Source organism: Rhodococcus baikonurensis, from assembly GCF_040489275.1.
GTDB classification, from domain to species: domain Bacteria; phylum Actinomycetota; class Actinomycetes; order Mycobacteriales; family Mycobacteriaceae; genus Rhodococcus_F; species Rhodococcus_F baikonurensis.
On the sequence record NZ_JBEUOQ010000005.1, the window covers coordinates 328,994 to 354,891 of the forward strand.

The window sequence follows — 25,898 nt, forward strand, 5'->3', positions numbered from 1 at the left end:
TTCACTCTGCTCAATCGTGGAAGCGAAATCTTGTTCCAGGCACACATACGCGATGCAAAATTGGTGCCGCCCTACCAAACTGGCAAAATTGTTCCGATCGTGTTATCGATTAGCTGACGACCCTGCGGATCTCGCTCTCAGAGGCATTGGCGCCCGTACAGACGACGGCAACGCACTTGCCCGCGAAGGTGTTCGGATGTGCGTAGACGGCAGCAAGTGCGGCCGCACCGGCGCCTTCGCTCAAAGTGTGAGCGTCGTAGAGCAACGCCCGCTGCGCGAGGGTGATGTCATCGTCCGTGACGAGCAGGAATCCTCCTAGCCGTTCTCGCATGATGCCCTGAGTCAGTGCGAATCCGGCCCCGGTCGCGAGTCCTTCGACACGGGTGGTGTTCGGGCGCTCGACGCACGCGCCGGAACTCCACGAGTCATGTGCGGCTCGTGCGGCCTCAGACTGCACTGCGAACACCTCGAGGTGCGGTGCAAGCGCACTGGCGACGAGACACGCCGCCGCCGCACCGCTGCCGCCACCGACTGGGACCACCACCGCGTCCAGATCAGGTTGTTGTTCGAGGAGTTCGACGTAGGCCGTTGCAACACCGGCGAGGATTGCCGGCTCATTGGCGGCGCTCACGAGACGCAGGCCGTCACGTTCGCTGATGAAATCGGCGTGAGCACGTGCCTCGTCGAAGTTCACACCGTGCTCGATCAGCTCGGCACCGAGCATGCGGACAGCGTGAGCCTTGACTGGATTCGCCCCAACCGGCATGACGATCACACACCGCACGCCCGCACCCGCTGCGGCATACGCCAAGGATTGAGCATGGTTTCCGGTCGAGTAGCCGACAATCCCCCGCGCCCGCGTCGCCTCATCCAGTCCTGCCACCAGATTCAGTCCGCCGCGAACCTTGAACGCACCCGTGGGGTGCACGTTCTCGTGTTTGACGAACAATTGGCTGCACGAGCCCGCACCCAACGTCGGGTGCGATATCAGGGGCGTGACCGGTAGATGCCGTCGGACGACCTGGCTGGCACGCTCGATGTCTGCCCATACGGGTGGATGTAGCTGGTTTGATGCCGTGAGATCAGATGCCGGTGCCATGTGATTCACCCTGACAAAAACTGATTCATAGGTCCAATACGTGTTTTCGTCCAAAGCATCGAATTCTTCTATGATTTTGGCATGCTCGATCTGATTCGACTGAGGGTCCTGGTCGCTGTTGCACAGGAAGGATCGGTGACAGCCGCCGCCGATTCTCTCGGTTACGCGCAGCCCTCCATCAGTCACCACCTTCGACAGCTCGAGTCTGAGGTCGGTGTTCCATTGTTCCAACGAGCCGGCCGTGGTCTGCGACTGACGGACGCCGGCGCAGTCCTGGTTCAGCGAGCCACCGAGATCCTCGGCCACGTCGATGCCGCAGTAGCCGAAGTCCAGACGTACGCAGGACTGAGAGCCGGGCGGCTACGACTTGCCGCATTCCCGTCGGCCTTGGCAAGTGTGATTCCGCAAGCCATGGCAGCGTTCACGTCTCGGCACCCCGAGGTGTCCATCAGCCTCGTCGAGGCAGAACCACCCAAAGCGCTTGCACTGCTTCGTAACAACGATGTCGACGTAGCAGTCGTCTTCGCGCACGAGGACACCGCCGATATCGGGCTCAAGCATGTCACGCAGACGACGTTGCTGGAAGATCCGTTGTACCTGATCACCTCGGCCCGGAATGTAGATGCTGCCAACGAGATCACGGACTACGCCGGTGAGACCTGGATTGCAGGCTGCCCGAGTTGCCGCGCCCACCTCCTGACCGCCTGCGGACGAGCTGGATTCGTACCGCGGATCGAGTTCGAGACCGACGACTACGTCGCGGTCCAAGCGCTGGTCGCCTCCGGAAGCGGAGTCAGCACCCTTCCCGCCCTCGCTCTCCTGGCACATCGGAATCCGGATATCCGCGCGCACCGTATTCCCGACGAGCGACGCACCATCTCCGTCGCGACATACGGGAGACCTCCACGTGCTCCGGCGATCGACGCGTTCGTCCAAACTCTGACAGCAGTCTCGAAATCCATGCGTGAGCGCGTCGAACTGGAGGGACACCCTTAGTCATGAGATCACGGCTACACGGCACTACCCAGTCGGTGATGGCCTGCCGACTACCGCGACGATCAGCGCGGCAAGTTCACCTTTAGCGTCCTCGGGTGAGAGCACTCCGATTACCGCCGAGTGCGAGAGGGCCTCTGCAGCACCGAATATCGCAGTCATCGATGATTGCGCAGGCCCGTCTGCACTGAAAGGGGTGAGCACCTCGCGACAACGCTCGGAATAGGCGCGTTCCGACTCACGCTTGACCTGCTCCAACTCGGGCGAGCCCTCCAGCGCTGCAAGCACTCCCGTCAGTTCACGACCCTGTGCCAGCGAACATCCGACATAGGAGTTGGCGATGGCATTCGCCCGCCCGCTCAGGGACTCGTCGGCGGCCTCGAGATACTCCGCGAGCATCACAGTCTGACGATCGTCGAATTCCTTGAAGAGGGCAGCCAATAACACGGCACGCGAGGCAAAATGACTGTAGACGACCGGTTTTGCAACGCCGGCACGTTCAGCCAACCGGCCGAGAGTCAGTGCGTCTGCACCCTCCTCTCGCACCAAGGCCCACGCCACCTCCACGAGCTGTTCGTACCTGCCGGCCCGCGACAGTCTCGTACGTGCCATCGGACACCTCCTTGCGCTATATACGAATAGTAACCTACTCTTAGTACATAAGCGCACCATCTACTGAAGGAACGCTCATGACCACACTCGTCGTAGTTTCCCATTCCGATCCACACTCGCTGACCCAGCATGTCGCTCGAACTACCGCCGACGCGATCCGCAATATGGGCGGTGACGTCGACATCGCAGACCTCCACGCCGAAAATTTCGATCCCCGTTTCTCCAAAGACGATTTGAACCTGTTCCGCGGCAACGGGACTCCGCCGACTGATGTTGCAGCCGAACAGGACCGAATCGATCGTGCAGACGATCTGATTCTCGTGTTTCCGATGTACTGGTGGTCGATGCCCGCATTACTCAAAGGTTGGATCGATCGCGTCTTCGTCAGCGGATGGGCGTACGAATTCACCCCTGGAAGCGAATTCGTGAAGAAACTGGACCGACTCACCGTCCATCTGATTCCGGTCGCGGGTGACGATGCAGACAGTTTCGAACGCCACGGCGTGTACGAGGCCTTCCGAACACAGATCGAGCGCGGCATCATCGAATACTGCGGTGCCACAATGGGATCGACAACCTTCGTGCACGAGTCGGATACGAAGAGCCGAGACCTCCTCGCAGCAGAAATCCGAGATCTCAGCGAAAGTATCGCGGCACGTGTCGCCTACCCTGCGACCGCGACTTCCCGTTGACGTGCAGACATCGGTCAACTGACGCGCGACACACCCGTTTCCACCCAGTAGCGAAGCGTGTCTCCCGAATGGCCGAGGTTGCGCGACAACTGATCGGCTGGGCGCACGCTGTCGAGTAGACCACCACACCCTTCGATCGCCTTACGCGAACCCGCATTGGTTTCGTCGCAGGTAATCAGGACTCGACTGAGCCCTACCGGGTCACCGGCATACGCGAGCACTTCCCGCAGAGCCGCCGACGCCAGACCTTTCCGGCGCTCCGACGGCCTGACCCCATAGCCGATATGGCCACCTACATCGGCCAAGAACTCGTTCAGGCTGTGTCGCAACTGGATAGCGCCGAGATACCTGCCGTCTCGAACGATCCACCAGTTGGTTGCCGGGACAACGTCGGGCCCCGGCACTGCCTCAGGCTGCGCCAACAACTCCTGCACCCACTGCCCGAATCCGTCGCGGGATGCGAGATCGAGGTCTAGACGTTGCGCAACGCCCAACGCCGAACCGGGCTGATCCGCCCCACTCGTCACGCGACTCCAACCAGGACGCCCACATGGCCTCGTCAGGCGCAACCAAATCGACAGTCATAGCAGCGATGCTACTTCGCAACCAGCAATGGTCGAGACTCAGCCTCATTCCATCGCATAGGCACATAGTGTTGCTGTATGAGTGGACGTTTCATAGCTGGGGTCTTTGTCGCCGTCGTCAGTGTCGTTGCCGTTGCGTTGGTTTGGGCCGGCATTCGAGACTACGAATCTTTCACTCCCCCGGTCGCGACAGCAGTCGATCGGGCAGACTGCCTGGCCCCCGATATTGCCGCCGCGCTCGTAGCCCCCGAGGCACGTGACAGCAGCATCGCCCTTCGCCCTGAGGGAAGTGGATACCCACCTCCTGATTTCAGCCCCGTCGCAGTTGTTCGATGCGAACGCGGAGAAGCGTCCGACGGCGGGTTGACCATCGACTCCATACGCCTCGAGGGAGACATCCACGCGGTAGAGGATGCGTTCCGCGAACAGTCTCGTCGATTTCCTGCCAACGTCCAGGCCGACTGTGCGTACCGTCTCGTCCCGCCGGCCGGATTGTGGTTGGTGGACGAAACAGGAGCCGCCATACGCCCTACCTGGCCGGCTGCGCCCTGCGGCCTGCAAGAGCAACCACACGCAGCACTGAACCGATTGCAGGAGGTCGGCCGCGAGCAAAGCCTGGTCGACGGCGAAGCAGCCGACGATGCTGGAATCTGCCCGGAGTCGATCGGACAACCGTTCACGACAAGCACTGAAGCCGACAAGAAACGCATGGAAGAACACGAAGACACTCATGCGCGCCCACTGACGGAAACAGCTTTGGCTACACCGATTTCCGACGTCGGCAGACTACGGGTGTGCCGCTATTCCACCGAACCACCGCTTCCGGAGTCCCGAATCCGCTTGTCACGCCAGCAGAGTGCGGATCTGATGGGGGCTGTATCCACCGCACCACTCGCTGGCCCATGTGATCGCAACGCCCAACACATCGCTTCGATCGAAGTACTTCGTCCTGACGGATCGGGCGGCACGCGGATGGCAGTCGAACTCGACGGATGCCAACGCGTAAATCTCCTCGGACAACGTCAACTAACGCCCGGGGTCATTGCGCTGCTGTTGGAGTAATGCTGACCCGCGGCAACGGGTGTCGTCGGCCGGAGCGGTCTGTCTGGCAGCGCTCAGAATGATCACTCGCACTCGTCATGCCCAATCATCGACGGGCTTGTCACGCCGATGTCGAAGTGGTTGAGAGGAGAATTCGGAGTGGTAAATCTTAACCATCGCCCATAAGGTCCCTGGCATGGAAGACTCTCGAGCGCCAGGAAAGAGCATCTCGCTTGAAACCGATCGACTGATCCTCAGGGCGCGCAGAGTGTCCGACGCCGCTGTCCTGCAGGAACTTTGGACCGAGCGCGATCCTCGTGTCCCGCCGCGCCGTCAGATCGATTCCGATGGCCGGCCCACGATCGAAGATATCGAGGACCAGATTCGCAGTAGCTCCCGCGAACTCAATCTGTTGACAGTGGAACGGAAAGTATTCGGCGATGTCATCGGCTACTGCGGACTGATTGACACTGTGCGTGGATCCGACGGAGAGCCTGAACTGGCATTTGAGTTTCTTCGTAGGACATGGAGTCAGGGATACGCGACCGAGGCCTCCTGGGCCGTCCTCCATTGGGCACAGTCATCGGGATATCGACGTCTTTGGGCTACAGTCCGCGACTGGAACGGAGCGTCTCGTCGAGTGATGGCAAAACTCGAGTTCGTCGAGACCACCCGTGTGGAAGCGGACGAAATCCACGGCGACCTGCTGTTCACGACCAAAGAACTGTGACTACAGTCCGAGAATCACAGGTCTCGAATCGACGTGACGACAACTGGCCTCACCGGCTTGGGAGCCGCACCGCAACTCGGTGGACGCGGCGCAAGTTCGGAGACCGCCGTCTCCACCACCCACCGCCGGCCGTCCACATGTGCGACGACGCACGTCCCGTCACTCGCCTGCTCTACGACAGCCAAGTCGTCGATTCCACAGCTGATTTGTTGTCGCACAGCAATTTCCGAAACCTGCCCCGCAGGAGGCCAGCAACTCCGTCCACGCAGGCCTGACAGATGGACCTGATCTCGCGAAGCCACCTCCACGGCCGTGACACTCTCACCAGCAGACAGACGACCGTATGTATTGCCGCTCGGCAGCAAGATCATCGACGGCGCAAATCGGTGTCCGCCAGTATGAGAACACTCCCACACCTGGGGTCCGAAGGACGACATCAGCGCTGCGGCAATCGGCCTGCCGAACACAGCGCAGCATTGGTCACGCTTACCGTGCGCACAAACCAAGACGACTGGCTCGTCCACCGATTCGCCCAATCCTGGTGGAGGGCCGTCGAGTAGCGCGAAATCCATGTCGAGCAGGTCAGCCGGTGAATCGATGCGCAACCTTTCGCACCACGAGTCGCTCGGATCGGAGCGCGCGAGCAAGACCGTGTGTCCATCAGTCAACGGATCGGTGCGGCCTGGTCGCCGAATGAACATGATTCGTACGTCGGCAGCGTCAGCTCGCCGACTCAGCTCGGCGGCAAGCTCCTCCCCCAAGGCTGTTCCGTCCAGCACGTCACGACCCCACGCTGCGTTGAATTCGAGGCACACCCAACCCCGCACGACGGCAGCACTGCCTGCCAGCGGTTCGTCAACAGCAGACAACGCGGAACAGGTCTCGGCTTCGATCACGAGCCCTATTGTGTCAGCCACGTTGAAAGTCGATCAGCCGTCCCAGTCAGCTCAGTAGAACTTCTTGCCCTCGGCAAGCTGGTTCACGAACTTCTCGATCCGCCGGGTTCGCGTCTCCGGACGCTTTGCCTCCTGCAGTCGGTACGCGATGGCGAACCGGTTTGTGGAATTGAGCGTCGCGTAGAACTCGCGAGCCTTCGGGTTTTCTGCAAGAGCATCGAGAAAGTCCTTCGGCACCTCGGCCTTGGCTGCTCCCTCGTACGCGCGATCCCAGCGGCCGTCTGCCTTGGCCTTCTCGATCTCGGCGATGCCGGATGGCTCGAGTAATCCTGCAGCATCAAGACGGGCGACTATCTCGACGTTGCGTTTGGACCACGGACTCCGCGCAGTGCGGCGCGAAAACTTCTGCACGAAAAAATCGTCGTCGATTCGCCGGGACAGGCTGTCGATCCAGCCGAAGCACAGCGCCACGTCCAATGCTTGGTCGTAGTCGATCGAACTGTGTGACGAGTTCTTCTTGGCCATCTTGAGCCAAAGCCCGGGGACTGCCTCATGGTTCTCGGACAGCCATCGACGGAACTCTTCTCCGTCAGAGAAGTATTCGGTACCGAGTTCGACTGCCATCAGTGCTCCTCATTTTCGCGATACCCATACTCTGACAAAACCCTGCGACAAATATCCGAGAGTTCCAAGTGCGAGCACCCATTTGCCAATACTGACCGTCGAAACGGCGCGAACCCTCGAGTCGGTGATGCTGTCGCGGTGATCGAGGAAATGGAGTCCGACCACGTTCTCGACGTAGTCGCCGGCCGCTGACAGCACGGGCGCTACGGCCAGCGCGCGCCGAGTTGAGGGCGACAGGGGCACCCGCTCGCCGAGCCGCGTGCCTGCTGACCGCAAAGCCATCGCGTAGATCGCTGGATGAACGAAGTCGGGGTAGTAGTGACTACGAAATCGCGACGTGGCCTCCGCATCCATGGAGTCCAAGATTTCGATGTACCGACGAGCGGAAAATGCTGTCTGCACGTCCAAGACCTTGGGAGCCACCCGCCCGAGTAAGCGAGCAATATTCGCTTGTGAGACAACAAAAGCGGTGGTCCACAGTGCCATTGCCTTCGCAGATCCAGTTGGTGCCATGTCGTCGATCGTGCCATCTTCGACGAACAGAACGGAACGGCACGACGGAAAACTCGGCGAAATGTGCATGAGGCCGTTATAAAGCGGGCATCCCGTATCGATCATCGGTCCGATAGCGGGGAGCGCGCATGTCGCCCAAGTCCAACCCGACTGTTCTGTTCATCCACGGACTCTGGATGCACCCGACCACGTGGGATCCCTGGGCGCAGCTTTTCAATGCGCAGGGGTACGCCACGATGGCACCCGGATGGCCAGGGGATGCGTCGACGGTGGGTGAGACGCGCGAACATCCGGAGGACATCGCGGGACACGGCATCGAGGACGTGACGGATCATTACGCAAAGGTGATCGCAGATCTCGACGAACCACCGATCGTGATCGGGCACTCGTTCGGAGGCTTGATCGCCCAGAAACTGCTGGGCCAGGAGTTGGCGACTGCGGCAATTGCCATCGACCCCGCTCAGCCCAAAGGTGTGTTGAAACTTCCTCTCGTTCAACTGGGCAGCGTGTTCCCTGTCCTGTCCAACCCCGGCAACTACCGAAAGGCCTACTCACACAACAGAAAATCGTTCCACAAATCCTTCGCCAGCGCCGTGTCCAGGGACGAGTCCGACGCCTTGTTCGAACAGTATGCAATTCCCGCCCCCGGACGACCGTTGTTCGAGGCAGCACTCGCCAACTTCGCGCCCCACAGCCCCGCTGCAGTGGATTTCAACGCCCGCCGCGGGCCACTGCTGATGATCGGCGGCGGTAAGGATCGCACGGTACCGAAAGCCAGTTCGGACAGCTCGTTCAAGAAGTACGCCAAGGCGCCGACGGTCAACGAATACAAGGTCTTCGGCGATCGGGGTCACTCACTGACCATCGACCACGGCTGGCGTGAGATCGCCGACTACAGCCTGGCCTGGCTCGACAAGCAGGGTATGAACCCACCACAGGGAAAGCACGAGAGCCAGTCCTAGCCGAATGCTTGAAAACGACGACGGTACACCTGCGGCGAGATTCCGAGATGCGTCGAAAATGCTCGACGCAAGGATTCCGAGCTGCCGAATCCTGCCAACTGCGCGGCATCGGTCACCGAGTGGCCGGCATCGAGAAGCGCCTTCGCGGAATCGAAACGGATCAACTCGACGTATTTGGCCGGCGTCGTATCGAGCTCCTCACGAAAGAGCCTCGTCAGGTGCCGCGGGCTCAGGTGCGCCAAGGCAGCCAGTTCGTCGACCGAGTACTCCCCCGCCGGATCCGCTGCCACCGCATCGACCACTGCGCGAAGAGCCGGCACTCGTGGCCGCGGCCCGCTCAGCGACGGCGAGAACTGTGACTGCCCACCTGGACGCTGGAGAAAAACCACCAGAAGCTGCGCGACGCGTCGAGCCATTTCTGCACCATGATCACGCTCGAGCAATGCGAGCGCGAGGTCGATCCCGGCGGTCACGCCCGCAGACGAGAACACCGTGCCGTCCTCGATGAAGATGGCGTCGGGAACCACCGTGATCTGAGGATAGGCACGCGCCAACGTCGCCGTGTGCTGCCAATGCGTGGTTGCGCGGCGTCCGTCGAGCAATCCACTGGCTGCAAGGATGAATGTTCCGGTACAAATCGAGGCAACCCGATCCGACCGCCCTGCCAGGTCACTCGCCGCCTCACGCAGTTCCGGACTCACCGGCGTGGACGGGAACACGTCACCACCCATGACCAGCAACGTGTCGAAGGAACCGGAATCTACGACGTCACAGTCGACCGGAATGCGCATCCCGGTCGACGAGTCGACATCGTGCCCACCTACCGAGCAGATCACCAACTCGTAGTTCGCCCCGCCGCGATTGGCCTCTGCGAACACCTCGCTCGGACCTGCGACGTCGAGCAGTTTGACGCCGTCGAACACCAGGACGGCAACTCGATGCCCTGCGGTCACGATGCGCTCTCCTTCGTCCTGATCTGTGGACAGTATGGCCGAGATCAGGGTGCGACCGCGTACGTGCTCGACCGACACTGGGATGGACCGAGAATTCGCAGCAGCGACGAGCAGAGCAGGTACCGATGAACACGATCATTGCCGGTGTGAGAATCCCCGATTCGAAGATGGCTGCCGACGCCACCGACCTGGTACGAGATACGGCATCCGAGTTACTGTTTCACCACTCGCGACGCGTCTTCCTCTTCGGATCACTTCAAGGAACGCGTCTGGGTCTGCACGCCGACCCCGAGTTGCTCTACGTCGGTGCCATGTTCCACGACCTGGGTCTCACCGAGAAATTCCGGGACAGCACGTCACGATTCGAATTGGACGGAGCAGACGAAGCGCGACAATTCCTCACCGGCTACGGAGTCGACGAAACCGACATCCGCACAGTGTGGGAAAGCATCGCTCTGCACACGACGCCAGAGGTACCCTCGCGGCTGGAGCCCGAAATCGCCTTGGTGACAGCGGGCGTGGAGACCGACGTACTCGGAATCGGGTACAAGGAACTCGACCAGGCCGACATCGACGCCGTCACCGCGGCCCACCCCCGTCCGGATTTCAAGAATCAGATTCTGAAAGCCTTCACCGACGGCTTCAAGCACCGCCCCGAGAGCACGTTCGGAACGGTCAACGGTGACGTGCTCGAGCATTTCGTACCAGGATTTCGACACATCGATTTTGTCGAGGTCATCCAGAACTCGGCTTGGCCCCAGTAGAATTCGAGTTCAGCCGGCTGCCTCACTCATCGCAGCGGCATCTTCTTCCCCGAACTTTTCCTCGAGAGTCTCCGGGGAATAGTCGAGGTCGATCTCGGCGACGTCGCGCCCGCGCGCGGACTCGATCGCCGAAAGTCGGCGTTGCGCACGGTCTGCGGCGTACTCGAGGAACTCCTGGTTGTCCAAACCGAACGGCTGCACCTCGAATTGATCGTTGACCCAGTTGATCATTCCCAGTGCCATGGGCATGAGTTCGCCCATCCGCTGCTGGACGACGTCCCAGTTGTGATCGTCGGCGGCGACGTGCCTGCGGCAGGTGAACGTTCCCCACGCCATGTGCCGTCGTTCGTCGTCGCCGATCTTTCGCACCAATTGCTGCATCCCCGGCAGAATCCCGCGTGTCGCACAGACTTTCTGCCAGGCGTAGTAGCCCGTCAACGCCAGACTGCCCTCGATGACATGGTTGTACGTGACGCTGGCACGCACCTGGTTGACCGGGCTGGGGTCTGTCTCCAGAATGCGTAGCGACGACGGCAACTCCTCGTAGAACAGTTGCCGGTAGTACGGATTCTCGGCGACGTAGGAATGCAGGTCACTGGTCAGACCCACTTCGTCCATCCACAGCCGAAAGACCTGGGTGTGCTTGGCTTCCTCGAAACAGAACTGCGTCAAGTACATCTCGTCGCCGAATCGCCCCTCCGTCGACATCGCTTTCATGAACGGTTGAATGTCTTCGGTGACGGCTTCTTCACCGGCGATGAACTGCGCACACAGGAAGGTGGCGCTGCGCTGTTGTTCGCTGGTCAGCTCCTGCCAGTCACGGGCATCCTGCGAAAAATCGAGGTCGGTTGGATTCCAGAATTTGGCATTTCCCTTGGTGAACAATCGGAGTGGGAACGAATCCCAGTTCAACCCTCCCGACCGAAGAGAACTGAAACCTTCTCGCCCCGGCGAGGTGACAGTCATGACATTCCTTCTTCCCGAACCGAAGACAGATGCCCCAACAGCATGCCCGCAGAACTGAAACGTGAATCAGTTTTGACGAAATTCGATCTATTCCTTCAGAGAAACGCCCTTCGTCTCCATCACTGCGAAGAGCTTGGCATTCATCTGTGCCGCCAGATCCGGCCGATACGAGCCGATGTTGAGCGGATTGGCGAGATTGTTCAGTTCCAAGGGGTCGGCTTGTAAGTCGTACAGTTCGTATTGCGGCGCAGCAACTCCCGCAGGATCGAAGTACATCGTGTACTTCCATCGGCTCTCCCGGATGCAGCGGATGTGATTGGGCTGCGTGACGATGTTCTGACCGTCGGGCGTCGCACAGTTCTGATCGTCGTAGGTGAACAGAATTGTGTCCTGAACCTGCGCGCTGGGACCTTGTGGGTAGGCGGCAGCGTCGACGATGACCGGTGTCAGATCGGTACCCAGGAAGTTCCACGATTCACGCGCCGGCGCTTGGGCGAGCGTGGCGAGAGTGGGCATCACGTCGATCAACGATGCCAGGGCGTCGGTCCGAACAGGTTCGGGGAACAGCAGGGGATTGCTGATGACCAGTGGAACGCGCAGTGTTTCCTCGTAGGCGTTGAACACCTTCTGCCGCAAACCTCCGTGGCTCATCCCCATCTCCCCGTGGTCGGACATACGAACGATCACCGTGTCGTCGAGCATCTGCGGGGTGGCTTCGATCGCGTCGAGCACGCTGCCGATGTGTTCGTCGACCACCTTGTGCATGTAGGCGTAGAAGTTGATGTAGTTGCGTGCCTGATCAGGCCCGAGCAGCGGCCCGAGCCCGGCTGCGAGTAGCAATTCCGACTGAACCTGCGCTGTCGGTTTGTGATTGAGTGCCAGGATCTCGTCGAAGGTGGGTGGTAAGTCGATACCCTGCTCGAAGGCGCCGGGCGCGTCCGATCCATAGTTGTCGCACGTTCCGTTCATCGCATTCCAAGTCTGGGGGTACGCGAGTACGTCGTGTGGATTCACGAACGAGACGATCAGCGCCCAAGGCTGCCCGGAGGTGACGGCAGGTCCGGAGAGGAAATCGACTGCCTCCTCGGCAACACGGCGATCATGGTCTGCGCAGCCGCCACCGAAGTGGTCCGGATTGGTGTCCTGACCCGCGTCGGGGGGAATCCACCCTTCGAAGCCGAATCCCGCTACATCGTCACTTGTCGGATCACCACCCTCGACGCCTTTGCTCAGATGCCACTTCCCCCGGTACTGAACGTTGTAGCCCGCCGACGCCAGCAGTTTTGCCATGTTCTGTTCGGAGACCTGCAACTGTGGCTCGGTGGGTGAGACAGTGCCGCCTTCGGTGAGGGTTCTGGTGACCCCGTGCTGCGCGGGATAGGGGCCGGTGAAGAACGTACTGCGACTGGGCGAGCACATCGCGGTATTGCACACTGCCTGGTCGAACGTCAGCCCGTGATCGGCAATCCTCTTGCGGTTGGGCAGATTCTGATCAGCCCAGCCTCGCGGCCAGTACATCGGCCGGCGCTCCTGATCGGTGATGATGACAACGATGTTGGGTTTCTGCGGAAACCGATCGGCGGGCGCTGCTTTCACCGGCGCCGCGCTCGCCGCGCCGGTTGCGACGTCTGCCACTCCGGCGAGGACAAGAGCACCGACGCCACCGAGGAACGTCCGGCGCGGCAATGAATGACAAAGCGGGGCTGGAACGTTCTCTGGGTTCACGGGCGTCGTCCTCTCGGAGCCGTTGTGGCCCCAGAGTTGACCGAATCAGTGTTCGCTACACATGCGCGAGCAAACTGTCTGGGCGCTGATCAGCTCGATAACCCGATCCGCACAGCGCAGCGGATCCGGAGTCCGGCCGATGCCGAGGGTGTCGACTATCGAAATCGTCCTTCGCACGTCGGACTCCTCGACGCCCCACGACCAACCGAAGTCGTGATTCCAGAGCAGAACTGCGGTCTTCCCCGGATGGTTTCTGGCATGAACGGGAAGGACGATCACCGCATCCATGCTCGGCGCCTGTGGCCATCGGACAGTCTCGCCGTGAACCGATCGTGCTACCGCGTCGACGTATTCGTGTGCGGACCAGTCGTTGCCGTTGGTATGCATGGAAGTACATTCGGTGCCACACACGTTTCGGATGGGTACGCGGCGGGACCGATCGAATATTGCGCTTTCAGGAAATGAACGGCAACACAACGGATTCGAATTGGCGATGACCGTCGCGGTGGACACTGTGTCCGGTACGGAACGAGACCAACTCGCAGCGTGCGACGGTGGCTGCAACAGCGTCGAGGCGAACGGGGTCCACCATCCCGCCCAGACCTCCACGCAGGAACAACATGTCAGCCTCGATGAGCGACAACCGATCCCACCACTGCGGATCCGGTCGGCGGAACTGCTCGAGCGCGGATCGCGTCATCGAGCGATCGAACGTCAGCGCCGCGCGCGGATGCCGCACCAAACTTGTTGTGGCGTGCCACAGTTCTGGCACACTCGGCAATTTCCTCGCGAACACCTGTTCCGGGTCACCTGCGCGTAGTGGCAACGGCGCTTCCTCGATGACCAACTTCCGTACCGCCGTGGGGCGTTTCTGAGCGATCAACGACGCCGCGTGCCCGCCGAGCGAATGACCGACCAGATCCACCTGGTCGAGTTCGAGATGATCACACACGTCCATGACGTCGTCGGCGAACTCGTCGAAGAGATACGACGACGCCCGAGCGCTCCGGCCGTGGCCGCGAAGATCGACCGAGACAACTCGTCGGTTGCGCGATCGCAAGGTCCGCGCGAACTTGTCCCAGGTACCGCTGTCGCCGCCCATCCCGTGCACGAGGATTACCGGAGGCAGATCGGCGACACCGGGATGCGAACCGGAATCGCGGTAGCTGATCTGGACCCCGCCGGCACTTCGTACGTTAGCGACACTCACGAGTTCCCAGGATAGACCTGTCCTCGCGAATTGCTGACGCGGTCGGCCGAGGCGGCAACTCCCCTGGCCGCGTGACCTCGTCGTAGCGACCGAGCCCTATCCTCGCGATGTTGCGCAGCGACTCGCTTGGGTCGGCGAAGTATCCGCAATGCCCTCGAATGGAACCGGTGCCGAAAACAAAGGCTCCGTGCTGCGCCCGTACTGGAGACGGACCGTGCCCGAGGCGACCGATCTTCACGCGCGGGAAATACCGGATCCAGTCCGAGGGCCCCAGAGCAGCCCAGAGATTTCCGGCAAAGCACAGGTCTTCGCGAGAACTGGTCCCCATGCCCGGACTCCCGAGCACCACACAATCGTCTACTCGCGCCGACGGGAGGGCGAGTCCGCACACCACGGCCCCGTAGCTGTGTCCGACGAGCGTCACATGCGCCGAACGCGGCAGGATGCGAGTCAATCGCGCCAGATCGATCGCACCACGTTCTGCGAGCGTCCGCGAGAACGACTCGAGAAATCCCCACGGCGTCCGATAACCGACCCACACGATCACCGCGACGTGGTCGTTCCGCCCGAGCGTTCGGAGCATCCTTCCCAGTGTCCATCCGCTCGCGCGTGGTCCGGTCGGACGGTTCTCGTCGAAGTAGTTTCCCAGTCCGTTGTCGTTACCCGGGACGAAGATGACGATGTGCTCGGCTGTGGCGACATCGCCGAACACCTCCACGATCCGGCCTTCGCCGGACTCGTCGTACGCCAGAAGTTGTGCGTCGTGCAGTTCCGTCAGCGCGTAGTGAAGTCGATCGGTTCCGGAAACTTCAGCTCGGCCCGCCGTTTTCATGACACTCCTCGTGAAGAGTTACAACGACGAGAATCATTGCAACAGTGAGTTTTCGAATGTCGTCAACGCTAGGATCCGAACGTCGGCATGGCGATGGTGCCAACGCCCCTACTGTTCGTACAGCCGACTCGACCATGGCCGGTACAGCTGGCTATACCTGTGAGCTCATTCGTACACACCCTCCACCGACCATCCACCGCCTTCACAGATCATCAGCAACGCCCGCGATTCCTCCAGCAGAACCTGAGCCCGCGCCGCCGTGCGTGCCGAAGCTGCGTCCCACCATCGCTCGTCCACCGGCCAGGGCCCGGCCCATCCCTGCACTGCCCATTCCTTACTCCCCCACTTCAGCCTTCCCGGCTGCGAACTGAAGACACCGCGCTCGGTGACGTACACGGCGTTGCCGGCCGCATCCCCCAGCCACACCTTGGGATTGTCGACGAAGATCGACCCCGGAGACGGTTGCGGCAGACGACCCGGCCACGGGGCTGTCGGATCGTGAGCAGCTACCCGCTCGTCACCCAAGGGCAACAAGGTAATTCGCTCCGAGGGCCCTCGCCCACCGCTCAGGACACCGACCTGAACCGATTCGCCGCCCAGAAGACCTTGCACACGCACCAATGCTCGCCTGGCTCGTTCCTCCTCGTCGCCGACACCGCCCCACAGCCCCAACTGCAAGGCACCGGCACTGACCACCTCCACCGGTTCCAGACGCAACACAGCTATACCTGCGGTCGGCCGGGTCTCACTGCGCCCGGTGAGCCAGCCGTCCAGTTGCCATCGCACTCGATCGGCCGTTCCCTCCGGCGTCAGAGGTTCGGCGCAACGCCAAGTCCGAGAAAGATTTTCACCGTTACCCGTGCTGGCCGAAATCGACAGACGGGTGCACGCCACTGCGGCGGCGGACAGCTTGTCATGCAGCAGACTTGCCAACGCGCGCCCGGCAAACGCTGCGGCATCCACCCGCTCGATCGACGGATCGTAATGCTGCTCCACCTCCAGATCCGGCGGAAGCGTCCGCGCCGACGGTGGCCGCTCGGGTTCACCACGCGCCGCACGATGCGCGAGCACCGCATCAGCGCCGAAACGCGAAGCGACGTCCACAGCCGGTAAATCCGCGAAAGCACCGATGGTCCTGATCCCGAGCCTGCGCAGCAGATCCACCAACTCTCCGCGATGCGGTGCAGACAGGCTGGGCTCGGCCGCCAACTCCGGCATGGGTAGCGGCGCCAGAAACCGTGCTCCCTCCCCCGGCGGCACCAGCGCTGCCCGGCGCGCGGCAATGACCGCGGTGGACAGTTGATCCGCCACCCCCACCTGGCTCTCGACGCCCGCAGCAGATGCCTGATCCACCAATCGTTCCGCCGCGGCTTCCTCCGAACCGAAGTACCGACTGACACCTCGTGCGCTGAGCACCAACAAACCAGGACGGAGTACCTCGACGCCCGGTGCCACCGCATCGATGGCCGCGGCCACCGGCTCGAACAATCTGGCGTCGCGTTCCGGATCTGCCGTCGCCACATACAGTTCCGGGCAGCGGGCCTGCGACTCGCGTCGTCGTAGGCCTCGGCGAACACCCTCCGCACGAGCCGTCGCCGAACATGCGATCACACGGTTACCCGAGGTGACCGCGACGGGATGCGTTGCCGGAAGATCGGCAAGTGCTGCCGCTGCCACCGCCGGCCAATCCGGGCACCACAACGCCAGAACTCTGCTCACAGTGACACCACCTGCTCCGACATCACATCCTGCGACATCACACCCTCGACCGGCCGAGAAGGTACCCACTCGACCCGCCCGGCTGCACTGCAGATGTCCAGACGCGTGGTCCGGGGCTGGAACGAGCGCCCCCGAGCACGAACCGCGAAGCTCAGGGAATTGAGCCGACCACGCCCCAACTCCCGGCCCTGACCGAACCCACCGTAACCATGAACCCGAGCGTCCAAGCGAACCTCAGCACCATCCCAGTGACCTTCGGTGACAACAAGAGTCGAGCCCTTGCTTCGAGCGCGTGCCACTACCGCCCGAGCACGCGACGGGGATACCGATGCACCCGCCAATCCCAGAATCACCAGATCCATACCGTCGAGCAGCACAGCGGCAATCTCGACCGGATCCGGCCCTGGCGCCGGAACGAGTGCCAGACGTTCCAGTTGCGCACCCATCTCGTACGCCGCCAGCAATCCCAGTCGAGGCTGCCCGATGACTGCCACATGCCCTCCGGACGCCGTCACCGACGCGACCAATCCCAAAAGCAAAGATGCCGCGCCGTCGACGGACACCACGGTTCCGCGTACCAAACCACCCTGCGGCAACAATGCCCCGATACCTTCCGGCACCGGGAGAACACCAGCCTTGTGCGCGCGGTCCACGACCGGCCTGTCCCTGTCCGCAACACTCTCGGACGCTGCTGCACTTGTCTCGGAAACACCAGCGACGGACACACCAGCCACCGACACGCTCGGTCCAGAGAACGACGTATCGCCCCGAGAGGGAATGGACGCGATCTGCCGGCGGAGCTGCGCCAGCCGATCCTGACGGGACAATCCCGCCGCATCTGCCGATAGCTCCACCAACTCGGTCACCTCGGTCATCCCCATCCTCCGGAACACCGGAAAAACTCACTCGGCAGCAATCCATAACCAGCCGGCAAACCGCGGGGAAGTCGGGTCTGACATGCATCCAACGAACAGCAATTTCGAACATATTTTCGAACTGTTTTCAGTAAACCGTGTCACCCCCGACACGTCAAGCAGAGCAAAAATCCCAGTTCACAGGAGCCTCGAGCGTCACAGTGGCATCAATCCATTAACCTTGAGATGTGACAGCTCAGGAGCAGACCGGGAGGGGCATCGGGCCCGAATACCTGCTGGCGGGGCGGTACCGACTCCGCTCCAAGATCGGCGACGGAGGGATGGGCGCCGTCTGGCTGGCCCGCGACACCCTCCTCAGCCGTGACGTCGCGGTGAAACAAGTCACAACCACGGAAGGCCTCGACACCGAAACGGCCGAAGAGGTCCGCGAACGTACATTGCGCGAGGGCAGGAACGCCGCAAAGCTCACCCATCCCCACTCCATCGCCATGTACGACGTCGCGATCGAGTCCGGCGAACCGTGGTTGGTCATGGAGTACTTCCCGGCCCGCAGCCTCGCCCAGGCCATGAACCTGGCCGACACGTTGCCACCGCTCGAGGTCGCGCAGATCGGCGCACAGATCGCTGCGGCACTCACCGAAGCGCACGCCGCCGGCATCGTCCACCGCGACATCAAGCCAGGCAACATCCTGATCGCAGATCGAGGCAAGTCCCTCGGCACCGTCAAGATCAGTGACTTCGGCATCGCCCGCGCAAAGAGCGACGTGTCCGACTCCCAGGACGAGGTCATCACCGGCACTCCCGCGTACTTCGCACCCGAAGTTGCCCGCGGCGATGATCCCACCGAGGCCAGTGACGTCTTCTCACTCGGGTCGACGCTCTACACCGTGATCGAGGGTCAACCGCCCTTCGGCATCGACTCCGACGCCATCGCCCTCCTGCACCGGGTCGCCAAGGCCGAGATCTACCGCCCCACCAAGTCCGGACCGCTCACCGACGTTCTTCTTCAGCTCCTCGAGCCCGACCCCACCCGCCGGCCGACGATGGCTCAGGCACGCGACGCACTCGCCGCTGCCGCGACAGGCGGCGGCACGATCGAGCAGTTGATCGACGCTCCCGTCTACTCGTCCGAGGGTGCCGTACCGGCCTGGGCGCACCGGACCACACAACTCGCCGACCCACACCGTCGCAATCGCCTGACCGGCTCCACGATCACCGGACTTCCTGCAGTGCAACAGAACACGCCTCTGCGAAACGTTCCCAGTCCGATGGACATGTTCTCCTGGCCGCCGCGGATACCGACCGGCCCCGCCGATGCCAGCACCCGAGACAAGGTAGTGGCCTGGGCTCCCCTCGCCATGACCGGCATGGTTGCCGTCATCATCCTGGCCGCACTGATCGTCGTCATTCTGGTGTTCACTGTCTGACCGGTGTTCACGGTCTGAGTACAAGCTTCACGCAGGCAGGATGTTCGCGTTGAGGTGAAACACGTTGTCCGGGTCGTACTTCGCTTTTACCGCGGACAATCGCGCGTACTTCGCCGCGCCGTAGGAAGCTCGCACCCGGTTCTCGTCGACATCGGTCATGAAGTTGACGTACCCGCCTTGGTTGGAAGAGAACGGACGCAACGCTTCCCAGGTCTCACGCACCCACGATCGGTCCAATTCCAGCGTCCCGGCATCGGTTGCCGTCGCCGTCATATTGCACACGTAATGCGGTGTGCGAGAACCACCGAACGCAGTGTCGTCCTCGCCGACGGAAGTGAAAGCTCCCTGCAGCGGAAAGATCGGCATGAAGGACATCGGCGACGATTTCTTGCCCGCTTGTTCGGTCAGAACATCGATCACGTCGTCGGAGAAATCCATCAGATCCAAAGCCTTCTCATAGGCGTACGCACCCCACGGCTCCGATTCGTCGAGCATCGACTGCAACCCGATGTACGGGAGCGGGGTGACGAACTCGAAAAGCGTCGGCAAGCCCTCTCGAATCGGCGCAATCGCATTCGAGTGTTCCTCTTCCGATCCGAAACCGGCTACCAGCAAGGCGTAGCCGGGCAGTAGGTGAAATTGATCCGGGACAAACGGCGCCGGTGGCGCGGACAAACTGACGGCAACCATCGCACCGGTATTTCTCGGCAGGGCAGGCACCACCTCGCGACACAGACGAAGCGCTGCGGGTCCGTCCTCCATCCCCCAGAAGAACAGTCCCAGATGCACTTCCGGACCGATCTCGCTCAAACGGTACTCGAATTCGGTGACCACCCCGAAGTTTCCGCCACCGCCGCGCAGTGCCCAGAACAGGTCGCTGTGATCGTTCTCGGAGGCTCGCACAATCGAACCGTCGGCAAGTACCACCTCTGCCGACACCAGGTTGTCGATCGCCAGGCCGAGCGTGCGCGTCAACCACCCCATGCCACCGCCCAGAGTCAGGCCACCGACACCGGTATCGCTGATCACTCCGCCGGTCACTGCCAAGCCGTGTTCCTGCGTCGCCGTGTCGAGGTCGGCGATCGTTGCACCACCACCGACCCTGGCTCGCTTCGCGGACGGGGCGACGCTGACTACGTTGATCGCACTGAGATCGATCATCACACCGCCTTCACACACCGACGTGCCTCGGTAGGAATGCCCGCCACCTCTGACCGAGACCTCCAACGAGTGGGCTCTGGCAAATGCAAGTGCCACAGACACATCCGACGCCGACCTGCACCTGGCGATCACCGCCGGCCGGTGATCGATCTGTCCGTTCCAGATCGATCTGGCGTCGTCGTACTCCGGATCTCGGGGACCGAACACAGAACCTGTGACCGCCGATTTCAGCGGCGCGAACTCGACCGTCGTCATCACACACCTCCTTTGTCGGGTGTCGCGGTGACCAGCAGGTACTCCCACTCCATCGCGAAGGGCTCGCTTCCGCTGCCGTACTTTTTCGCCAACTCGAGCAGATCTCGATCCAACGCCTGCGTCCGCGCCGGGTCGTCGGCGATGTTCCGGTACACCGCGATGGTCGGGCCGTAGTTCTTCTTGAAGAAGTCACGAAAATCTTCCGGCCCACTGAATCTGTCCACACGCAGGACGTTTTTCCTGGTGACGACATCGCCGAGCAGATCACGAACATGGTTCTCGTCACCCCACAACGGCGCCGGTTGGGTTCCGGGAGGCGGCGGCGGTGCGTACGGCTTCATCGTCTTGAACATCTCGCCGATGAACCCCGTCGGAGTCCAACTCAGCACCCCGATCTTTCCGCCGGATCGACACACTCGCAGAAGCTCGTCCGCGGCGCGCTGATGATGCGGTGCGAACATCACGCCGACACACGAGAGCACCACGTCGAACTCGTTGTCGCGGAAGGGAAGAGCCTCGGCATCTGCTTCCTGCCAATCGAGTTCGACGCCGGCGAGCGCAGCGGCCTCCTTTCCGGCCACGAACAATTCCGGAGCCAGGTCGGTGGCGATCACCTGCGCACCCAATGCGGCCGCCGGGATCGCCGCATTACCCGACCCCGCCGCGACGTCCAGCACGCGATCACCTTCCTGCACGCCGCACTCGCCGACCAGTACCGGCCCGAGATCCGCGATGACCTGCGCCGCTACCGCCGGATAGTTACCCAGACCCCACATGGCCCGGTGCTTGGCCTTCAGCTCGCGATCCAGCCCGAGCGTTCCCGTTGATTCACTCATTACGGTTCTCCTTCAATCTTTTTCGTACTTCTAGCCGACAAACGTCGATGCCGTTACTTCGACGCTACGACGGCTGTCCGCCCCTCTCCAGTACGAAATCTGTACCGGAGCATCCCAGAGGCCTACGATCGAGAGATGGGGTCCTCGTACCACCAGTTCTGCCCCGTCGCCAAGGCGATGGAGCTGCTCGACGAGCGGTGGACACTGCTTCTCCTACGCGAACTGATGATGGGAAGCGAGCACTTCAACGATCTCCGACGCGGACTTCCGCGAATGTCACCGACATTGCTCTCCACGCGACTGCACCAACTTGCAGTTGCCGGCATCGTCGAGCGAGAAGAAACCGACTGCGTCGTCAGCTATCGTCTGACCGACGCCGGCCGCGAACTGCGGCCTGTGGTCGAAGCTCTCGGCATCTGGGGTACCCGGTGGATCGGCGAGCTGGGCGACGAAGACCTGGATCCGAAACTGCTGCTCTGGGACATGCATCGCCGCGTGGATCACTCCGTGGTGCCCGACGGCAAGACCGTGGTGCAGTTCGTTTTCTCCGGAGTGCGTGGACATTCACGACACTGGTGGCTCGTCATCAATTCCGGCGAAGTAGACATGTGCGATATCGATCCGGGTTTCGACGTCGCAGTGTCGGTCGCCGCAGGCTTGCGACCGATGACCGAGATCTGGCGCGGTAACCTGACCTGGTCGGACGCCATACGGTCCGGCGACGTCACCATTTCGGGGCCCGCAGCATTGCGTCGCAGCTTGCCTTCCTGGTTCGAACTGTCGACTTTCGCATCGATTCCGCGCCCTGCTTAACACATCCTCACCAGCACCGTTCCGTCCTGTTACAGAGCTGTTGCAGACCGTGACACCGTCGACGAACGGTGACCACCTGTCGGTGACACTGACCGAGCAGTCTCTGTCGTATGCCCAGCCATCGCGGAATCATCCGCCTCGTCGCACTCGGTGTAGTCGCACTCGGTACGCTCACGCTCAGCGCGTGCTCGTACACGGAAGAAGCAAAGCCCAAGAGCGGTAACTACCTTGCCACTCAGCCTGATTCAGGGCCAGCAGGTGGCGAGATCGAGGGCGGCATCAGCGTGCAGGACACTCACGTGCCGGCTCTGGCCCGTCTCGATTCCGCCCTACTCGCGGCGTTGCAGTCGGCAGCGGCCGACGCACAGGCATCCGGGGTTGCCATGCACGTCAGTTCGGGTTGGCGATCCGCTGCGTATCAACAGCGGTTGTTCGACGAAGCCGTCGTCAAGTACGGCAGCGTGGACGAAGCGTCCAAGTGGGTGCACTCCCCGAGTCTGTCGAAGCATGTCAGCGGACAGGCCGTCGACATCGGACCGACCGATGCCGATGACTGGCTCATCCAGCACGGCAGCGATTACGGCCTCTGTCAGACCTACGCCAACGAGATGTGGCATTTCGAGTTGGCGACCACTCCCGGTGGGGAATGCCCGCCCCAATTGAGCAACCCTTCGGACGAGAGAGCGGAAGGCTGATCATGACACGAGTCAAACCATCGAGACTGATTGCCGCACTGGCACTTCTGATCCTCGGAGTCATCGAGTTCGAACTGGCAGTCAACACGACCGGTGGCCAGATCGTCGACCAACAACTCATGGTGGGCGCGGCCACCTCAGAAGGCCTCGGTGTCTTCTCCACCGAGTTCATCGGCCTCGTCACTCCGATACTGATAGTGGGAGGAGTGCTCGTGGCGCTCATGATCACATTGCGCAACAACCCGATTGCGCTGGCACTACGCGTCGTCGTCGTGACCCTCGGTCCCATCACGACGGCCTGGGTTCTCAAACAATCGTTGGATCGACCGGACCTGAACGGTCTGGTGATGCACAATTCCTTCCCCAGCGGCACTCTGACGGCCATCGCTGCTCTGGTCTGCGCGATCGTGCTCGTCACGCCCTCGAGGTGGCGGGCAGTCGTTGCAGTCAACGGCGCGCTGCTCACTATCGGAACGGCGATCTCGGTAGTCGTGTTGCAATGGCACCGGCCGAGTGACGTGATCGGTGCGCTACTGCTCGTCGGCTGCTACACCCTTGCTGTGTCGGCATTTCCGTTGAACACCAGCGTCGCACGGCACGCGGTGCTGGCGGACTCGGGCAACGAGCGACTTTCGAGAGTGTGACCCCTGTACCCTTGGCTGACCGAGATTCCTCCGACCGCAGAAGGCCCCTGATCATGGCGAGTCCAAGGTGAGCGCATGGTGAGCATTCTTTTCATAGAAGACGATCCAGCGGTGGCCGAGGCAATCACGTTGGGGCTGAACCGACTCGGGCACAACGTCAGCCATCGCCCCGATGGTAACGGCGATTTCGACGACGCGCTCGGTGCCACGGATCTCGTCCTACTCGACCTCGGGCTGCCAGGAGCCGACGGTTACGAGATCTGTCGACGCATCCGCACTCGCAGTTCCATCCCGATCATCATCCTGACCGCCAGATCCGACGACATCGACACTGTTGCCGGCCTCGAGGCCGGCGCCGACGACTACGTCGTCAAGCCGGCCAGTCCGCGTGTCCTCGACGCTCGGATCAAAGCCGTCGTGCGGCGCTCGGCACCAGCAACGACGCGTCCGGATGCGGCGCCGGGTGCAGAGACATTCGGCGACCTGGAATTGGATCGCTCGTCATTGCAGGTCCGCAAGGCCGGAACGCTGCTGACCCTGACTCCCACCGAACTCCGACTGATACTGGCACTGACCGAGAACCCAGGGCAGGTCCTCAGCCGCCGGCAGTTGTTGTCCGCAGCCTGGGACCAGGAATACCTGGGCGACTCCCGAATCGTCGATGCAGCGGTGCAACGACTGCGCGGAAAGATCGAGGACGACCCAGCCACACCGACCGTGATCGAAACGGTGCGCGGGTTCGGGTATCGCTTCAACACCAGCCCAGCCCGATGAGACCGACCTGGCTTCAGGTCGACGGTCTGCGGACCAGGCTCGTGCTCGTGTTCATCGCAATCGTCGTGATCATCGCCGGGGCAACCGCAGGCGTCGTCTCGTTCATGGCGCGGTCGTGGATCTATTCCAACGCTCAGGACGTGGCGACGGCACAATTTCGCGACGAACTGCAGTACAGCAACGGACCGCCGGTAGACGGGTTGACACCTGACACCCTCGACCAGATCTTCCAGTCCGACATGACTCTGATCGTCGACGGGGAAGTCATCCGTCAAGGATCAGTGGATGCGGCAACGATCCCACCCAGCTTCGAAGAGGGTTTGGACAGTCCCAAACTGATCCGCTTCGAGAGACTCGACTCCCAGCGCATCATGTTGGGAATGTCGGTCAATGTCGTGGACATGACTGCAGACGACGGCTACGACAACGAGACACTGGTCAAAGCCGTCACCATCCGGCCGCTGGTAGGGGTGCAGGACAAGTTCGACGACCTGCTTCGAGCTGTCGGTCTCACCCTCGCAGCCGGTGTGTTGGTGAGCGGTCTGCTCGGGCTGTGGATCGCGTCGACGCTTGTCCGCCCACTCAAACGCCTCGACGAGGCCGCCGCCCGCGCCGCCGACGGCGACCTGAGCGTCCGGCTCCCCGAAGACGGAGTAGCCGAACTTGCGCAGGTCACAACAACGTTCAACAACATGGTCGCTCGCAACGAAGCGGTCATCCGTGGGCTCGAAGAATCGGAAGAGCAGTCGAGAAGGTTTGTCGCCGACGTCTCCCACGAGCTTCGAACGCCGCTCGCAGCACTGGTGCCCGTCAGTGAGATCCTCCGCGAAGAGATCCCCAACCTTCCGCCGGACACCGCCGCTGCCGCGCGCATCGTGAGCAGCGAAATCGGCAAACTCACTCGACTCGTCGAAGATCTGATCGAAATGTCTCGCCACGACTCACAACAGGCGCGCCTCGTCCTCGACGACGTCGACCTCGTCGAATTGACCGAGCGCACACTCGAGAGCCGCGGCTGGATCGAAACCGTCGAACTCCGCGCACTTGAAAATGTCAGTGCCAGAGTGGATTCGCGCCGAATCGACATCGTCGTCGCCAACCTCGTCGGTAACGCACTGCGCCACGGCGCGCCCCCGGTTCGCGTCGAGTTGAGTGTCGAACCCGGTTCCTCCGTCATTACCGTCGTCGACCACGGCCCCGGCATCTCACCCGAGGATCGGCAGGCAATCTTTCGGCGGTTCTACAAGGTCGACACCGCGCGCGGACGCAGCGAGGGCAGCGGGCTCGGACTCTCCCTCGCCGTCGAGAACGTGCATTTGCACGGCGGCACCATCGGCGTCGACCAGGTGGACGGGCGCACGGTCTTCACGGTTCGCCTGCCCCGTCGCTGACCCCATTCCCGAGCGAACGTACCTTTCAGCGCACCCAAGGCGATCGTCGTACCGTTCGCTCGAAAAGGGGTGGGCACCTCGCACCCCAGACCGCCCACATCCGACCAAATAG

The 25,898-nt window shown here is 61.9% G+C and carries 28 protein-coding genes; 12 read left to right on the plus strand and 16 right to left on the minus strand.

Annotation, left to right across the window (positions count from 1 at the left end):
- Positions 1-109: 109 nt before the first annotated feature.
- Positions 110-1,099 carry a threonine ammonia-lyase gene (locus ABWI03_RS14900; protein WP_298778538.1) on the minus strand — a complete coding sequence of 330 codons (990 nt, stop codon included), beginning with the start codon at positions 1,097-1,099 and terminating at the stop codon, positions 110-112.
- Positions 1,100-1,180: 81 nt separating this feature from the next.
- Here ABWI03_RS14900 and ABWI03_RS14905 point away from each other — a divergent pair, with 81 nt between their 5' ends.
- A complete protein-coding gene (locus ABWI03_RS14905; protein ID WP_298778541.1) occupies positions 1,181-2,095 on the plus strand; it encodes a LysR family transcriptional regulator in 915 nt (304 codons plus the stop codon).
- A gap of 24 nt (positions 2,096-2,119) precedes the next feature.
- Here the strand turns inward: ABWI03_RS14905 and ABWI03_RS14910 are convergent, their stop codons facing one another.
- Positions 2,120-2,704: a TetR/AcrR family transcriptional regulator gene (locus ABWI03_RS14910; RefSeq protein WP_296552816.1), complete on the minus strand. Its 585-nt coding sequence runs from the start codon at positions 2,702-2,704 to the stop codon at positions 2,120-2,122.
- 77 nt (positions 2,705-2,781) lie between these two features.
- Here ABWI03_RS14910 and ABWI03_RS14915 point away from each other — a divergent pair, with 77 nt between their 5' ends.
- The gene (locus ABWI03_RS14915) at positions 2,782-3,396 is read left to right on the plus strand and encodes an NAD(P)H-dependent oxidoreductase (RefSeq protein ID WP_298778545.1); all 615 of its coding nucleotides are present in this window, start codon (positions 2,782-2,784) and stop codon (positions 3,394-3,396) included.
- Positions 3,397-3,410: 14 nt separating this feature from the next.
- Here ABWI03_RS14915 and ABWI03_RS14920 read toward each other — a convergent pair whose 3' ends face one another.
- Positions 3,411-3,923 (minus strand): GNAT family N-acetyltransferase, encoded by a 513-nt coding sequence (locus ABWI03_RS14920; protein WP_298778548.1) that lies wholly within the window; start codon positions 3,921-3,923, stop codon positions 3,411-3,413.
- A gap of 135 nt (positions 3,924-4,058) precedes the next feature.
- Here ABWI03_RS14920 and ABWI03_RS14925 point away from each other — a divergent pair, with 135 nt between their 5' ends.
- Positions 4,059-5,042 (plus strand): hypothetical protein, encoded by a 984-nt coding sequence (locus tag ABWI03_RS14925; protein WP_298778551.1) that lies wholly within the window; start codon positions 4,059-4,061, stop codon positions 5,040-5,042.
- 175 nt (positions 5,043-5,217) lie between these two features.
- Positions 5,218-5,751 (plus strand): GNAT family N-acetyltransferase, encoded by a 534-nt coding sequence (locus tag ABWI03_RS14930; RefSeq protein ID WP_298778554.1) that lies wholly within the window; start codon positions 5,218-5,220, stop codon positions 5,749-5,751.
- Between the two features lie 14 nt (positions 5,752-5,765).
- Here ABWI03_RS14930 and ABWI03_RS14935 read toward each other — a convergent pair whose 3' ends face one another.
- From ABWI03_RS14935 to ABWI03_RS14945, 3 genes are read right to left on the minus strand one after another with little or no spacing between them, the layout of a single operon-like run.
- Positions 5,766-6,668 carry a ferredoxin family protein gene (locus ABWI03_RS14935; protein ID WP_435054135.1) on the minus strand — a complete coding sequence of 301 codons (903 nt, stop codon included), beginning with the start codon at positions 6,666-6,668 and terminating at the stop codon, positions 5,766-5,768.
- A gap of 30 nt (positions 6,669-6,698) precedes the next feature.
- On the minus strand, positions 6,699-7,271 hold the full coding sequence (locus tag ABWI03_RS14940) for a YdeI/OmpD-associated family protein (protein ID WP_095968953.1): 573 nt from the start codon (positions 7,269-7,271) through the stop codon (positions 6,699-6,701).
- A 9-nt stretch (positions 7,272-7,280) separates the two neighbouring features.
- Positions 7,281-7,784, minus strand: a complete 504-nt coding sequence (locus ABWI03_RS14945; RefSeq protein WP_298778557.1) for a hypothetical protein — start codon at positions 7,782-7,784, stop codon at positions 7,281-7,283.
- A 128-nt stretch (positions 7,785-7,912) separates the two neighbouring features.
- On the opposite strand from ABWI03_RS14945, the gene ABWI03_RS14950 reads away from it, so the two are divergent.
- Positions 7,913-8,746 carry an alpha/beta hydrolase gene (locus ABWI03_RS14950; RefSeq protein WP_095968952.1) on the plus strand — a complete coding sequence of 278 codons (834 nt, stop codon included), beginning with the start codon at positions 7,913-7,915 and terminating at the stop codon, positions 8,744-8,746.
- Here the strand turns inward: ABWI03_RS14950 and ABWI03_RS14955 are convergent.
- Positions 8,743-9,699: a GlxA family transcriptional regulator gene (locus tag ABWI03_RS14955; protein ID WP_124566514.1), complete on the minus strand. Its 957-nt coding sequence runs from the start codon at positions 9,697-9,699 to the stop codon at positions 8,743-8,745. The genes ABWI03_RS14950 and ABWI03_RS14955 overlap by 4 nt on opposite strands.
- A 125-nt stretch (positions 9,700-9,824) precedes the next feature.
- On the opposite strand from ABWI03_RS14955, the gene ABWI03_RS14960 reads away from it, so the two are divergent.
- The gene (locus ABWI03_RS14960; protein ID WP_298778560.1) at positions 9,825-10,463 is read left to right on the plus strand and encodes an HD domain-containing protein; all 639 of its coding nucleotides are present in this window, start codon (positions 9,825-9,827) and stop codon (positions 10,461-10,463) included.
- Positions 10,464-10,472: 9 nt separating this feature from the next.
- Here the strand turns inward: ABWI03_RS14960 and ABWI03_RS14965 are convergent, their stop codons facing one another.
- The 7 genes from ABWI03_RS14965 to imuA' form a co-directional block, all read right to left on the minus strand.
- Positions 10,473-11,429, minus strand: a complete 957-nt coding sequence (locus ABWI03_RS14965; protein WP_095968950.1) for a R2-like ligand-binding oxidase — start codon at positions 11,427-11,429, stop codon at positions 10,473-10,475.
- 87 nt (positions 11,430-11,516) lie between these two features.
- Entirely contained in the window at positions 11,517-13,154 is a 1,638-nt protein-coding gene (locus ABWI03_RS14970) for a sulfatase family protein (RefSeq protein WP_298778564.1), read from the minus strand.
- 45 nt (positions 13,155-13,199) lie between these two features.
- Positions 13,200-13,541 carry a DUF6292 family protein gene (locus ABWI03_RS14975; RefSeq protein WP_095968948.1) on the minus strand — a complete coding sequence of 114 codons (342 nt, stop codon included), beginning with the start codon at positions 13,539-13,541 and terminating at the stop codon, positions 13,200-13,202.
- A 67-nt stretch (positions 13,542-13,608) separates the two neighbouring features.
- On the minus strand, positions 13,609-14,364 hold the full coding sequence (locus ABWI03_RS14980; RefSeq protein ID WP_124566516.1) for an alpha/beta fold hydrolase: 756 nt from the start codon (positions 14,362-14,364) through the stop codon (positions 13,609-13,611).
- Positions 14,351-15,196, minus strand: coding sequence for an alpha/beta hydrolase (locus ABWI03_RS14985; RefSeq protein WP_296552810.1), 846 nt, complete (start codon positions 15,194-15,196; stop codon positions 14,351-14,353). Before ABWI03_RS14985 ends, ABWI03_RS14980 begins: the two co-directional genes overlap by 14 nt.
- Before the next feature lie 165 nt (positions 15,197-15,361).
- On the minus strand, positions 15,362-16,915 hold the full coding sequence (locus tag ABWI03_RS14990) for a DNA polymerase Y family protein (protein ID WP_095968945.1): 1,554 nt from the start codon (positions 16,913-16,915) through the stop codon (positions 15,362-15,364).
- Positions 16,912-17,790 carry a DnaE2-dependent mutagenesis accessory factor ImuA' gene (imuA', locus tag ABWI03_RS14995; protein ID WP_298778569.1) on the minus strand — a complete coding sequence of 293 codons (879 nt, stop codon included), beginning with the start codon at positions 17,788-17,790 and terminating at the stop codon, positions 16,912-16,914. Before imuA' ends, ABWI03_RS14990 begins: the two co-directional genes overlap by 4 nt.
- Before the next feature lie 227 nt (positions 17,791-18,017).
- Here imuA' and ABWI03_RS15000 point away from each other — a divergent pair, with 227 nt between their 5' ends.
- On the plus strand, positions 18,018-19,217 hold the full coding sequence (locus ABWI03_RS15000) for a serine/threonine-protein kinase (RefSeq protein ID WP_200315708.1): 1,200 nt from the start codon (positions 18,018-18,020) through the stop codon (positions 19,215-19,217).
- Between the two features lie 27 nt (positions 19,218-19,244).
- Here the strand turns inward: ABWI03_RS15000 and ABWI03_RS15005 are convergent, their stop codons facing one another.
- Both ABWI03_RS15005 and ABWI03_RS15010 read right to left on the minus strand, forming a co-directional pair.
- Positions 19,245-20,633 carry an FAD-binding oxidoreductase gene (locus tag ABWI03_RS15005; RefSeq protein ID WP_298778575.1) on the minus strand — a complete coding sequence of 463 codons (1,389 nt, stop codon included), beginning with the start codon at positions 20,631-20,633 and terminating at the stop codon, positions 19,245-19,247.
- Positions 20,633-21,469 (minus strand): class I SAM-dependent methyltransferase, encoded by an 837-nt coding sequence (locus ABWI03_RS15010; protein ID WP_200315712.1) that lies wholly within the window; start codon positions 21,467-21,469, stop codon positions 20,633-20,635. The genes ABWI03_RS15005 and ABWI03_RS15010 overlap by 1 nt, the downstream gene beginning before the upstream one ends.
- A 135-nt stretch (positions 21,470-21,604) precedes the next feature.
- On the opposite strand from ABWI03_RS15010, the gene ABWI03_RS15015 reads away from it, so the two are divergent.
- From ABWI03_RS15015 to ABWI03_RS15035, 5 genes are all read left to right on the plus strand, one after another.
- Complete coding sequence (locus ABWI03_RS15015; protein ID WP_095968940.1) at positions 21,605-22,282, plus strand: winged helix-turn-helix transcriptional regulator; 678 nt, start codon at positions 21,605-21,607, stop codon at positions 22,280-22,282.
- Positions 22,283-22,392: 110 nt separating this feature from the next.
- Positions 22,393-22,977 (plus strand): M15 family metallopeptidase, encoded by a 585-nt coding sequence (locus ABWI03_RS15020; RefSeq protein WP_298778577.1) that lies wholly within the window; start codon positions 22,393-22,395, stop codon positions 22,975-22,977.
- A 2-nt stretch (positions 22,978-22,979) separates the two neighbouring features.
- Entirely contained in the window at positions 22,980-23,621 is a 642-nt protein-coding gene (locus ABWI03_RS15025) for a phosphatase PAP2 family protein (protein ID WP_095968938.1), read from the plus strand.
- A 75-nt stretch (positions 23,622-23,696) separates the two neighbouring features.
- A complete protein-coding gene (locus ABWI03_RS15030) occupies positions 23,697-24,395 on the plus strand; it encodes a response regulator transcription factor (protein WP_095968937.1) in 699 nt (232 codons plus the stop codon).
- Positions 24,392-25,786: an ATP-binding protein gene (locus ABWI03_RS15035; protein ID WP_298778582.1), complete on the plus strand. Its 1,395-nt coding sequence runs from the start codon at positions 24,392-24,394 to the stop codon at positions 25,784-25,786. The genes ABWI03_RS15030 and ABWI03_RS15035 overlap by 4 nt, the downstream gene beginning before the upstream one ends.
- The last annotated feature ends 112 nt before the right edge of the window (positions 25,787-25,898 follow it).

Bases quoted from the DNA above. Each gene is read 5' to 3' on its own strand.
- ABWI03_RS14945 (WP_298778557.1), bottom strand. From the start codon at position 7,784: ATGGCACCAACTGGATCTGCGAAGGCAATGGCACTGTGGACCACCGCT.
- ABWI03_RS14930 (WP_298778554.1), top strand. From the start codon at position 5,218: ATGGAAGACTCTCGAGCGCCAGGAAAGAGCATCTCGCTTGAAACCGAT.
- ABWI03_RS15030 (WP_095968937.1), top strand. From the start codon at position 23,697: ATGGTGAGCATTCTTTTCATAGAAGACGATCCAGCGGTGGCCGAGGCA.
- ABWI03_RS14940 (WP_095968953.1), bottom strand. From the start codon at position 7,271: ATGGCAGTCGAACTCGGTACCGAATACTTCTCTGACGGAGAAGAGTTC.
- ABWI03_RS14985 (WP_296552810.1), bottom strand. From the start codon at position 15,196: ATGAAAACGGCGGGCCGAGCTGAAGTTTCCGGAACCGATCGACTTCAC.
- ABWI03_RS15025 (WP_095968938.1), top strand. From the start codon at position 22,980: ATGACACGAGTCAAACCATCGAGACTGATTGCCGCACTGGCACTTCTG.
- ABWI03_RS14915 (WP_298778545.1), top strand. From the start codon at position 2,782: ATGACCACACTCGTCGTAGTTTCCCATTCCGATCCACACTCGCTGACC.
- ABWI03_RS14925 (WP_298778551.1), top strand. From the start codon at position 4,059: ATGAGTGGACGTTTCATAGCTGGGGTCTTTGTCGCCGTCGTCAGTGTC.
- ABWI03_RS15035 (WP_298778582.1), top strand. From the start codon at position 24,392: ATGAGACCGACCTGGCTTCAGGTCGACGGTCTGCGGACCAGGCTCGTG.
- ABWI03_RS14950 (WP_095968952.1), top strand. From the start codon at position 7,913: ATGTCGCCCAAGTCCAACCCGACTGTTCTGTTCATCCACGGACTCTGG.
- ABWI03_RS14975 (WP_095968948.1), bottom strand. From the start codon at position 13,541: ATGCATACCAACGGCAACGACTGGTCCGCACACGAATACGTCGACGCG.
- ABWI03_RS15015 (WP_095968940.1), top strand. From the start codon at position 21,605: ATGGGGTCCTCGTACCACCAGTTCTGCCCCGTCGCCAAGGCGATGGAG.
- ABWI03_RS14900 (WP_298778538.1), bottom strand. From the start codon at position 1,099: ATGGCACCGGCATCTGATCTCACGGCATCAAACCAGCTACATCCACCC.
- ABWI03_RS14910 (WP_296552816.1), bottom strand. From the start codon at position 2,704: ATGGCACGTACGAGACTGTCGCGGGCCGGCAGGTACGAACAGCTCGTG.
- ABWI03_RS15010 (WP_200315712.1), bottom strand. From the start codon at position 21,469: ATGAGTGAATCAACGGGAACGCTCGGGCTGGATCGCGAGCTGAAGGCC.
- ABWI03_RS14960 (WP_298778560.1), top strand. From the start codon at position 9,825: ATGAACACGATCATTGCCGGTGTGAGAATCCCCGATTCGAAGATGGCT.
- ABWI03_RS14965 (WP_095968950.1), bottom strand. From the start codon at position 11,429: ATGACTGTCACCTCGCCGGGGCGAGAAGGTTTCAGTTCTCTTCGGTCG.
- ABWI03_RS15020 (WP_298778577.1), top strand. From the start codon at position 22,393: ATGCCCAGCCATCGCGGAATCATCCGCCTCGTCGCACTCGGTGTAGTC.
- ABWI03_RS15005 (WP_298778575.1), bottom strand. From the start codon at position 20,633: ATGACGACGGTCGAGTTCGCGCCGCTGAAATCGGCGGTCACAGGTTCT.
- ABWI03_RS14905 (WP_298778541.1), top strand. From the start codon at position 1,181: ATGCTCGATCTGATTCGACTGAGGGTCCTGGTCGCTGTTGCACAGGAA.
- imuA' (WP_298778569.1), bottom strand. From the start codon at position 17,790: ATGACCGAGGTGACCGAGTTGGTGGAGCTATCGGCAGATGCGGCGGGA.